Below are 5,651 nucleotides of genomic sequence, written 5' to 3'. Positions count from 1 at the left end.
ACCCGGCTGGTGTTGATCGTGTAAGAGCTGCTGGTCGCTGACCCGCAGCCAACGTGAGCCAGGAATCCCCCTGCTTCAACTGGGGGAGGATTCAAGCCAACCCAGTCGTCCAACTCGCTCGCGCGACCGCCAAGACGCTGAAGCGCAGGCCCAACTTCGCCACACAGGGACGAGGCCGCGGCCATTGAGGTTTTCTCAGCGAAATCATTTCCAGTGCCCATTGAGGACAAGGGCGGCGCGTGCGATGTCGCCGATCCGGTTGGGGCTGAGCGTGACGTACTTCAGCGCCCGCCAGCGCTCCTTGAGCTCGGCGGCGGTTCGCTCGCCCAGGCAGCGGACGCCACGCAGAAGCGCGTTGTAGGTGCGGGTGTCGGCGTGCAGATGGTCGTAGCTCTGCCCGGCGGGCTTCTTGACCGGGACGTGGATGCCGATGCCGGCGGCTTCGTAGCCGGAATCGGCGAGGGTGGGCAGGCCCTCGCGGGCCGCCGTGTACAGCGCGGGCAGGACATGGACGCGGGCGGCGGTGAGATCGTGGGTGGAGCCGGGCTCGACGTCGGATGTCCACAGCGGGGTGCCGTCCGGAGCGGCGAGGAACTGCACGTTGCCGCCGAAGCACTTGTGCTTACCGGAGTACCAGGCGTCGATCTCTTTGCCCTTCGCGCTCAGCACTGTCCCGGCAAGGCGGTCGGTCTCGATCAGGGTGCCGTCCAGGATCACGTGGCTCATCCCCTCCTCCCGGCAGCGTTCCAACACCTCGTGCAGATCTGGGGCTTGGGCGGCCAGGGCGTCGATGCCTTCGTGCAGGTAGCGGTAGCCGGTGGCCTGCGAGATGCCGGCATCCCGGGCCAGGCAGTGCACGCAGCCGCGCTCGCGGAACCAGCGCAGCACCAGCACGGCCTGGCGGAAGGTTCCCAGAGCCCGAGAGCCCTTCGGGGTGCCGATCCGGCGTCGTTGCGCGGCCAGCAGCCGGGACAGGTACTCCACCACGTGGCGCGGGACATCGAGCGTGGCAGCATAGGTGACCAACGTGAAGCCTCTGGTGTTCCGGAACTTGATCTTGGCAGACCTGTTCCTACCAGGGGCTTTACGTCTACCCGCGGGCGGACGACCCGGTGTCCGTTCTCGCCACAGACAGGCAGATCAAGCCGCTTCGCGAAGATCGCTTCGCTGAGAAAACCTCATTGATCGAAAAGTTCAACTGTGCGGCCTGCTGGGCGCCACCGCAGGCAACCCGTCGACCGTTGCCGCGAGCAGAGGCAGGAGCTGGGCGAGTTTTCCCTGGTCACCGATGGCGTCGAGAAGCCGGGTTTGGTCGGAGTGGACGCGGTGGGCGGCGCGCTGGTGGAGGATGCGGCCGCGGGCGGTGAGGTGCAGCAGGACGCGGCGGCGGTCGTCGGGGTCGGGCCGACGGTAGACCAGGTTGCCGGCGACCATGCGGTCGACGAGCTTGGTCAGAGTGGGCGCCGGCATGAGGGCGTGGTCGGCGATTTCGGACATCGGGTGGCCCTGCCCGTCGGCAACGGCCGACAGGACGCGCCACTCCTCCACCGAGCAGCCCTCCTCGGCCAGCACCGCGGCCAAGCGCCGGCCGAGGCGTCGCTCGGCGTGACTGAGGAGGTGGGCAAGGTCCGGGGAGGAGGGTTCGGAGGGCATTGCCGGTGTCCTTCCGATAGGTCTAGTGTTCGGGCAGATTACGAGCCTCCGCGAGGGTGCCGGGGCCCGGGCCGGGATCCGCGCGCCCAGTGCCCTCACGGAGGTGGTCTGTGCATCCGGTACCGCCCAGAGGGAACGGCGATTCGAGCACGACGCTGGTCGTGGCCCTGGTCGTGCCGCTGCAGGGACCCGCGGGGGTCTTCGGCCCGTCGTGCGAGCTGGCCGCACAGCTGGCCGCGGAGGAACTGAACGCCGTGGGCGGCGTGCTGGACCGGGAGGTCCGCCTGGTCACGGTGGACGGCGGGGCATCGCCGGAGCGGGTGGCGGCCGAGGTCGAGGCCCTGGTGTCGCTGCGCGCCGTCGACGGGGTGGTGGGCTGGCACACCTCGGCCGTGCGCCAGGCACTGCTGCCGCGGATCGCGGGCCGCGTTCCATACGTCTACACAGCCCAGTACGAGGGCGGCGAGCGCACACCCGGGGTCTTCCTGACGGGCGAGACCGATGCCGCGCAACTGCTGCCGGCGATGCGGCTGCTGGCCGAGGCGACCGGCGCGCGACGCTGGTGCACGGTGGGCAACGACTATGTGTGGCCGCGCGTGACCGCCCGCGCCGCACGGCGATACGTCCGGGCGTGCGGCGGTCTGGCGCGCGACGAGGTCTTCGTGCCGCTGGGGACGCATGAGTTCGGGCCGGTGCTGCGCCGGATCGAGCGGTGCGAGGCGGACGCGGTGCTGATGCTGCTGGTCGGCGACGACGCGGCACGCTTCAACCGGGCGTTCGCCGCGTACGGCCTTCACCAGCGGTGTCTGCGGCTGAGCACCCATATGGACGAGAACATCCTGCTGGCCACCGGTGCCGAGGCCACCGACGGGCTGTGGGCGACGGCCGGTTTCTTCGAGACGCTCGCGACCGCCGAGAGCCTGGACTTCAGCGCCCGTTACGCGGCGCGGTTCGGTGTGGATGCCCCTGTCGTGGGCAGTCTGGGCGAGTCGTGTTTCGAAGGGGTGCGCCTGCTGGCGGCGTTGGCCGAGCGGGCGCGGTCGCTGGACGTGCGGGCGATGTGCACGGTGGGCGAAACGGTCTCCTACGAGGGCCCGCGCGGCGCACTGCGGCTGCGCGGCAACCATCTCCCCCAACGGCTGTACCTGGCACGGGCGGATGCCTTCGACTTCCACATCGTCACCCAACTCTGACCCCGCTCCCTGCCGTTGACATTACACTGCCACAGAAATACTTTCTATGGGAAGCATCTGGCGGAGGCGAGGCATCCGTATTCAATCGGGCCCTTCGCTCGCCGCAGTCGCCCATGGACGGGCACCCCGGCCCACGCGGTTTCGCTCCTGTTGGCGTGCTATCTACGCGCATCGAATAAAGGCGCGTTAAAGACCTTTCCCTTAAAGGAAGGGAAACGTTCAAGAAACAGTGCGGCGTGACTCTTCCGTGCAATCACCCGGGGTCGCCCGGGTCGTCCCCAGTGCTGGGAAGAGGGAATGTCGTGACGGAGATCGTCGACAAGGAAGCACCGCCGGCGAGTACGGGCGGACGGACGTACAACAACTGGGCGCAGAACGACACGTTGGAGGACTACTCCCTGCGCTACGCGCCGAAGTCCTTCCGCCGCTGGACCCCCTACGTGGTGGCCACCACGGCACTCGGTGGCATCGCCTACCTCGCCGACTTCGCCATCGGCGGCTCGATCGCCATCTCCAACGGCTTCTCCTCCGCGATGGTCGCGATCCTCGCCGCCGCGGTCGTCATCTTCCTGACCGGCATCCCGATCTCGTACTACTCGGCGAAGTACTCCATCGACATGGACCTGCTGACCCGGGGCGCCGGCTTCGGCTACCTCGGATCCACGCTCACCTCGGTCATCTACGCCAGCTTCACCTTCATCTTCTTCGCCCTCGAAGGCTCGATCATGGCCCAGGCCCTGGAGCTGGGGCTGCACATCCCGCTCGCCGTCGGCTATCTGATCTGCTCGCTGATCATCCTGCCGCTGGTCATCTACGGCATGACGGCGCTGTCGAAGATGCAGGTGTGGACGCAGCCGGTGTGGCTGGTGCTGATGGTCGCGCCGTTCGTGTCCATCGCCATCCAGGAGCCGGACGAGTTCTCGCAGTTCACGCACTTCGCCGGCAACTCCCCCACCGGCTCGAGCATCAGCATGCTCGGCGTCGGCGCGGGCGCGGGCGTGGCCCTGTCGCTGATCGCGCAGATCGGTGAGCAGGTCGACTACCTGCGCTTCATGCCCGACAAGACGCCCGAGAACAGCAAGAAGTGGTGGGGGGCCGTCCTCTCCGCCGGCCCGGGCTGGGTGGTGCTCGGCGCGGCCAAGCAGATCGGCGGGGCCTTCCTCGCCTTCTACATCGCCGGCAGCGTGGGCCTGTCCAAGGCCAACGAGCCCATCCAGCAGTACGTCCACGGTTTCAAGACCTTCGCCGCACCCGTCGCCCTGGGCCTGGCCACGTTCTTCGTGATCCTGTCCCAGATAAAGATCAACTCGACGAACGCGTACTCCGGTTCGCTGTCCTGGTCGAACTTCTTCTCCCGCCTCACCCACCGCCACCCCGGCCGGGTCGTCTACATCTTCCTCAACGTCGGCATCGCGCTGGCCCTGATGGAGGGCGGCGTCTTCGGCTTCCTCAACACCGTCCTCGGCTTCTACTCCAACGTCGCCATCGCCTGGATCGGCGCGGTCGTCGCCGACCTCGTCATCAACAAACCGCTGAAGCTCAGTCCCTCGTACATCGAGTTCAAGCGCGCGCACCTGTACAACTTCAACCCGGTCGGCTTCGGATCGATGCTCATCGCCTCGGCCGTCTCCATCGCGGCCTACTTCGAGGCGTTCGGAGACTACGGCAAGGCATACTCCCCCTTCATCGCCCTGTTCCTCGCGATGGTCCTCTCACCGCTGTTCGCGGTGCTCACGAAGGGCAAGTACTACATCGCCCGCGTCGACGACCTGGAGGAGCCGCTGCTCGGGGCGGACGGCCTGCCCTCCGCGGCCATGCTGACCTGCACCGTGTGCACGACCGACTTCGAGCGGCCGGACGTGGCGAACTGCCCCTTCCACGCCGGGGCGATCTGCTCACTGTGCTGCAGCCTGGAGAAGGACTGCCACGACTCCTGCAAGAGCGGCTCCGGCACGGGACCGGTCGCCCTCGCCATGCCCACCGTGCGGTCCGTGGACTGACCAGCATCACCTTCCCGTGCCCCGTTTGGCTCCGGCTCGCGTTATTCGACGTGGGCCGGAGCCGACGTCGTCAGTCGGTCAGGTCTGCTTTAGCGTCGCGGGCGTACGGTGCTTCGAACGGGCATGCGTCAGCCCTTTGGCTGGTGCTGGACAGGTAGGACACGAACGACACCGTCGCTGCCGGCGGACTGCCGCAGCTGCTGGTTCTCGGCCTCCAGGACGTGCAAGACCCGCACCAGTTGCTGGAAGTCTGTACGCAGTTGGTTGTGCTCGGCGCGCAGGCGGGTGAGCTGGTGCTGCAGTTCGTCGTTCTTCCGCTTGAGGTCGTCGACGACCTTCGGGCGTGCATCCTGCATCCGGACCAGGGCGTAGAACAGGTCTTTCAGCCCGGTGTGCTTGTGGGTGAGTTTGTTGCGCTTGAGGTCGGCTTCCTGGGCGAGTGACTTGATGGTCAGCTGGCCGTCGGAGCGCAGCGGCGTCCCCACCAGGAGCCGGATCATCGCGTCGGTGATGGCCTCGATCTCTGCGGCATCGCCGGGCCGCGAGGGGCTCGCTGCGGCGGCGGCCAGGAGTGCAGGGTGTGGGAACGCAGTTCGAGGTCGTCGCCGAGGACTTTCGCCGCGCGCAAGGACGGCGCGAGCGGGATCAGGCGCCCGCCCGCGGCATCCACTGCGCGGGCGACCAGCCGCATCGCGGTCGTCTTTCCGGCCCCTGCAGGCCCGAGCCCGGCCAGCAGCAGCCGGTCCGACAGCGCGAACGAGGCGGCCAGGGCGCGCTGCCCGGCGTCCATCGGGCCCCGGTGCAA

Annotated in this window: 6 protein-coding genes; 2 read left to right on the top strand and 4 right to left on the bottom strand. The window is 68.0% G+C overall.

What is annotated here, in order from left to right:
* Window positions 1–204: 204 nt before the first annotated feature.
* A complete protein-coding gene (locus ACWDA7_RS49565) occupies window positions 205–1,026 on the bottom strand; it encodes a transposase family protein (RefSeq protein WP_450614384.1) in 822 nt (273 codons plus the stop codon).
* 168 nt (window positions 1,027–1,194) lie between these two features.
* A complete protein-coding gene (locus ACWDA7_RS49560) occupies window positions 1,195–1,653 on the bottom strand; it encodes a MarR family winged helix-turn-helix transcriptional regulator (protein WP_381950285.1) in 459 nt (152 codons plus the stop codon).
* A gap of 110 nt (window positions 1,654–1,763) precedes the next feature.
* On the opposite strand from ACWDA7_RS49560, the gene ACWDA7_RS49555 reads away from it, so the two are divergent.
* Both ACWDA7_RS49555 and ACWDA7_RS49550 read left to right on the top strand, forming a co-directional pair.
* Complete coding sequence (locus tag ACWDA7_RS49555) at window positions 1,764–2,846, top strand: substrate-binding domain-containing protein (protein ID WP_450614382.1); 1,083 nt, start codon at window positions 1,764–1,766, stop codon at window positions 2,844–2,846.
* Window positions 2,847–3,148: 302 nt separating this feature from the next.
* A complete protein-coding gene (locus tag ACWDA7_RS49550; protein ID WP_450614380.1) occupies window positions 3,149–4,846 on the top strand; it encodes a purine-cytosine permease family protein in 1,698 nt (565 codons plus the stop codon).
* Between the two features lie 128 nt (window positions 4,847–4,974).
* Here ACWDA7_RS49550 and ACWDA7_RS49545 read toward each other — a convergent pair whose 3' ends face one another.
* Window positions 4,975–5,346, bottom strand: a complete 372-nt coding sequence (locus ACWDA7_RS49545) for a hypothetical protein (RefSeq protein ID WP_450614378.1) — start codon at window positions 5,344–5,346, stop codon at window positions 4,975–4,977.
* A partial coding sequence (locus ACWDA7_RS49540) for an AAA family ATPase (protein ID WP_450614376.1) occupies window positions 5,343–5,651 on the bottom strand: 309 nt, incomplete at its 5' end. The genes ACWDA7_RS49545 and ACWDA7_RS49540, both read right to left, overlap by 4 nt.

This window comes from Streptomyces sp. NPDC001156 (genome assembly GCF_053598275.1).
The sequence above is the reverse complement of the archived record's forward strand: the minus strand, read 5'-3'. Positions and strand labels throughout refer to the sequence as shown.

What these genes read in the sequence shown, in the direction of transcription:
- ACWDA7_RS49560 (WP_381950285.1), bottom strand. Translation starts at nt 1,653, where the DNA reads ATGCCCTCCGAACCCTCCTCCCCGGACCTTGCCCACCTCCTCAGTCAC.
- ACWDA7_RS49545 (WP_450614378.1), bottom strand. Translation starts at nt 5,346, where the DNA reads ATGATCCGGCTCCTGGTGGGGACGCCGCTGCGCTCCGACGGCCAGCTG.